5 protein-coding genes are annotated in these 3,808 nt (G+C 72.7%); 1 reads left to right on the top strand and 4 read right to left on the bottom strand.

Annotation, left to right across the window (positions count from 1 at the left end):
* Positions 1–878 (bottom strand): DMT family transporter (locus ESO86_RS13100; protein WP_207207129.1); only part of this gene is annotated, 878 nt, incomplete at its 3' end.
* 40 nt (positions 879–918) lie between these two features.
* Here ESO86_RS13100 and ESO86_RS19785 point away from each other — a divergent pair.
* Entirely contained in the window at positions 919–1,434 is a 516-nt protein-coding gene (locus ESO86_RS19785; RefSeq protein WP_207207128.1) for a MarR family winged helix-turn-helix transcriptional regulator, read from the top strand.
* A gap of 30 nt (positions 1,435–1,464) precedes the next feature.
* Here the strand turns inward: ESO86_RS19785 and ESO86_RS19780 are convergent, their stop codons facing one another.
* The 3 genes from ESO86_RS19780 to ESO86_RS13080 form a co-directional block, all read right to left on the bottom strand.
* Positions 1,465–2,388: an aggregation-promoting factor C-terminal-like domain-containing protein gene (locus ESO86_RS19780; RefSeq protein WP_207207127.1), complete on the bottom strand. Its 924-nt coding sequence runs from the start codon at positions 2,386–2,388 to the stop codon at positions 1,465–1,467.
* Between the two features lie 184 nt (positions 2,389–2,572).
* Positions 2,573–2,740 carry a hypothetical protein gene (locus tag ESO86_RS19945; RefSeq protein WP_242492361.1) on the bottom strand — a complete coding sequence of 56 codons (168 nt, stop codon included), beginning with the start codon at positions 2,738–2,740 and terminating at the stop codon, positions 2,573–2,575.
* Positions 2,741–2,903: 163 nt separating this feature from the next.
* The coding region (locus ESO86_RS13080; protein WP_165307801.1) for a SulP family inorganic anion transporter at positions 2,904–3,808 on the bottom strand (905 nt) is incomplete at its 5' end.

Below are 3,808 nucleotides of genomic sequence, written 5' to 3'. Positions count from 1 at the left end.
CGGAGCCGCTGCCGCACCCGGGCGAGCGACCGGTGCGCGGCGGGCTGACCCGACACGATGCCGACGAGCACGATCGCGAGACCGGCGACCTGCCAGCCTCCGAGTCGCTCGCCCGCGACGAGCACGCCGAGCAGCACGCCGGCGACCGGGTTGAGCAGCCCCACCAGGCCGACCGTCCCGGCGGGCAGGCGCGAGAGTCCGGCGAACCAGGCCACGAAGGCGACCGCCGTCGCGATCACGCTCACGTAGGCGAACGCGAGCACGCCGTGGACGTCCGTCGCGGGCGGCGCCCCCTCCGCGACGAGGGCGGCGGGCACGAGGAGCAGCCCACCGGCGAGCAGCTGCCACGACGTGACCGAGAGGACGTCCGTGCCCTCGCGCCAGCGCTTGGCGAGGATGTAGCCGAGCGACGAGAGGGCCACGGCGAGCACGGACGCGGCGATGCCGACGGGCGCGGGGGCGACGCCCTCGCCGGCGAGCATGAGCGTGACGCCGACGATGCCGAGGCCGGCGCCGACGAGCGGGACGAGCCGGAGCCGCTCACCGGCGAACAGCCAGGCGAGGAGCATCATCGCGGCGGGCGAGGTCGCCATGATCGTCGAGGCCAGGCTCGTCGGCAGCAGTTGTGCGACGAGGTAGATGAGCGCGAAGAACACGCCGACGTTGAGGGTGCCGAGGACGGCGGCCCGCCACCACCACGCGCCCCTGGGCAGTCTCGGCCTGACGGCGAGCAGCAGCAGGCCCGCCGGAAGCGCCCGGAACACGGCGCCCCACAGCGGGGCGTCGGGCGGGAGGAATTCCCGCGTGACCCAGTACGTGCTCCCCCACGCGATCGGCGCGATCGCCGTGACGAGCACCCAGCGCCAAGTAGTTTCCATGGAAGACAGTATAGCTTCCGTGGAAGATACACTGGCACGCATGACGACGGATGCCACGGACGACCGCGTCGCCCGCATCATGCGCGAATGGCGCCGCGAGCGACCCGACCTCGATGTCTCGCCGCAGGGGGTGATCGGCCGACTGCACCGACTCGCGAACGCGCTCACCGACGAGCTCGTCGCCGTCTACGACCGGTTCGAGCTCTCCGAGGGCGAGTTCGACGTGCTCGCCACGCTGCGCCGTGCAGGCGACCCGTTCGAACGGACGCCGGGCGACCTCGCGGCCTCCACGATGGTGACGAGCGGTGCGGTCACCAAGCGGGTCGACCGGCTCGTCGCTCGTGGACTCGCCACGCGGCGCGCGAGCGACGTCGACGGCCGCGGTCGCGTCATCGCGCTGACGCCGGCCGGTCGCGAACTCATCGACGAGGTCATGACCGCCCACATGGCGAACGAGCACCGCCTGCTCGCGGCGATCGACGCCGACGAGCAGGCGGTGCTCGAGCGGGTGCTCACCCGGTGGCTGTCGACGTTCGAGTCGTCGGCCGACGGATGAACCCGGACCCGTTCGGTCCGGAGCGCTGGATCAGTACCAGCCGACGGACACCGAGTGCGACCACGCGCCGCACGGCGAGCCGTACCGGCCCGCGATGTAGCCGAGGCCCCACGTGATCTGCGTGGCGGCGTTCGTGGCCCAGTCCGCGCCGGCCGTCGACATCTTCGAACCGGGCAGCGCCTGCGGGATGCCGTACGCGCCGCTCGAGGGGTTCTGGGCGTAGACGTTCCAGCCCGACTCCTTGTTCCAGAGGTCGACGAGGCAGCCGAACTGGTCGGAGCCCCAGCCGTACATCGAGGCCATGAGGTCGCGGGCGATCGCCTGCGCACCGCTGGGGTTCGCCGGACCGGTCGGGTACGACGGCGCAGCGGGAGCGGCGGCCTGCTGGGCGGCCTCGGCGGCGGCCTTCTCGGCCGCGGCCTTCTCGGCTGCCGCCTTCTCGGCGGCGGCCTTCTCGGCGGCCTTCTTCTCGAACTCCGTGACCTTCGCCTTCACCTCGTCGACCTTCTCGGACGTGAGGTCGACGAGTTCGAAGACGCGCTCGGGGGCCAGGTAGGTGTAGTCGTCGAGGGTCGCGACGGTCGAGGCGAGCTCGGAGGCATCCGCCTTGCCCTCCGCCTGGGCGATCGTGGCATCGGCGGCCTTGAGCGTGTCCTCGGCCGTCTTCACGGCGTGGGCCGCGAGCAGTCCGCCGGCCGCGTCGAGCTGGTCGATCCCGCGGTCGGCGCCTTCGGCGATGGCGGCCGTCTCGGCCACGCGACGCTCCTGGTCGGCGACCGCCGACTGGACGGCGAAGCCGGAGCCGACGAGCGCGCCGACGGTGACGATCGCGCCGGACGCGATCCACGCGGCGCGACGGTTGCGACGGGTGCGACGGACGCGAGCGCGCGTGGCGTCGACGGTCTCTTCGGAAGTGGTCAGGGTGGTGCTGGGGGAACTGGTCTGGTTTCGCATGAAGTCTCTGGCGGCGCCCGAGGTGCTGTCCTCGCGCGCCGCGGTTCTCGTCTCGGTGCTGGAAATGGGGGCTCGCCGCGGCGAAGTCGCCAGTCTGCACACCCTTCCTCCACGAGTCGTGCCCGTTCCCTGTGAAAGTCATCCGAACTGTCGACAGAACCTCATGTCCGTGGCAGGGCGATCCTCACCCTTCGGCGTGCGTGAAGTCGGGGTAACCCTGCCACTCGCCGGGCCCGTGCGAGCGCACGAAGGCCTGGTGCACGCGCTCGCACGCGCCGCGCAGCGTGGTGCCCCAACCGAGCACCCGGCCGTCGAACTCGGCCCGGTAGCGCACCGCTCCGTCGAGGCGCACGATGTCGACCCGGCCGTACTCGCGCCCGAGCGAGTCGACCAGTCGCCACCGCCCCGGTTCGGGCTCGTCGGCGGCGAGGATCGGATGCCAGCTGGCCAGTGGTGCTCCCTCCCGAGCGCCCCGGCCGGCGTGCCTCGATCGTACGTCGGGCCGCCCCCGTCCGTCACATCGCGGCGGACGCCCGGCGCACGTGGCTGCGCGCATGCGCGACCGCGCTCGGCAGCTCGTCGAACAGGTGGTTCCGATGCCGCAGCGAGTCGATGACGCCGACCCGACGGGCGAGCTCCAGGTGCCGGGCCTGGATGCCCTTCACCAGGACGGTCACGCCGCGCCGCTCGAGGGCCTGGACCAGTTCGGTGATCACCTGCGCACCCGTCGCGTCGAGGATCTGGAGCTGCGACATCCGGATGATGACGACATCGACGTCGCGCATCGCGCCGACGCGCTCGAGCATGCGCTCGGCCGCCCCGAAGAAGAGCGCACCCTCGAGGCGGAACAGTGCGACCCGCTCGTCGCCGGCCTCGGCCGGCCCGGGGAGCTCCTCGCGGTGCACGCCGCTCGATCGGGCGAGCGCCCGGAGCGCGAGGAAGGCCGTGACGGCGATGCCGACGAGCACCGCCGTGATGAGGTCCACGCTCACGGTGATGACGGCCGTCGCGACGAACACGATCGCATCCGCTCGCGTCGACCCCACGACGGAGCGCACCGTCGCGAGCGAGATCATGCGCGTCGCCGTGACCATGAGCACCCCGGCGAGCGCCGCGAGCGGGATCGACGCGACGACGGACGCTCCGACCGCGACGATCGAGGCGAGCAGGACCGCGTGGACGATCGCCGCGAGCCTCGTCCGACCGCCCGTGCGCACGTTCACGGCGGTCCGTGCGATCGCGCCCGTGGCCGGCATGCCGCCGAACAGCGCGGACGCGATCGAGGCGAGCCCCTGGCCGACGAGTTCGCGGTCGGCGTCGTAGGGCCCGGTGTCCGAGATGGATGCCGCGACGCGCGCCGAGAGCAGCGACTCGATCGCGGCGAGCGCGGCGACCGTCGCCGCCGGGAGCGCGAGCGCGG

Source organism: Agromyces binzhouensis, from assembly GCF_004135055.1.
GTDB classification, from domain to species: domain Bacteria; phylum Actinomycetota; class Actinomycetes; order Actinomycetales; family Microbacteriaceae; genus Agromyces; species Agromyces binzhouensis.
This window is presented reverse-complemented; position numbering and strand designations above follow the sequence as displayed.

Excerpts from the sequence above, each read along its gene's own strand:
- ESO86_RS19785 (WP_207207128.1), top strand. The coding sequence starts at position 919 with ATGACGACGGATGCCACGGACGACCGCGTCGCCCGCATCATGCGCGAA.
- ESO86_RS19780 (WP_207207127.1), bottom strand. The coding sequence starts at position 2,388 with ATGCGAAACCAGACCAGTTCCCCCAGCACCACCCTGACCACTTCCGAA.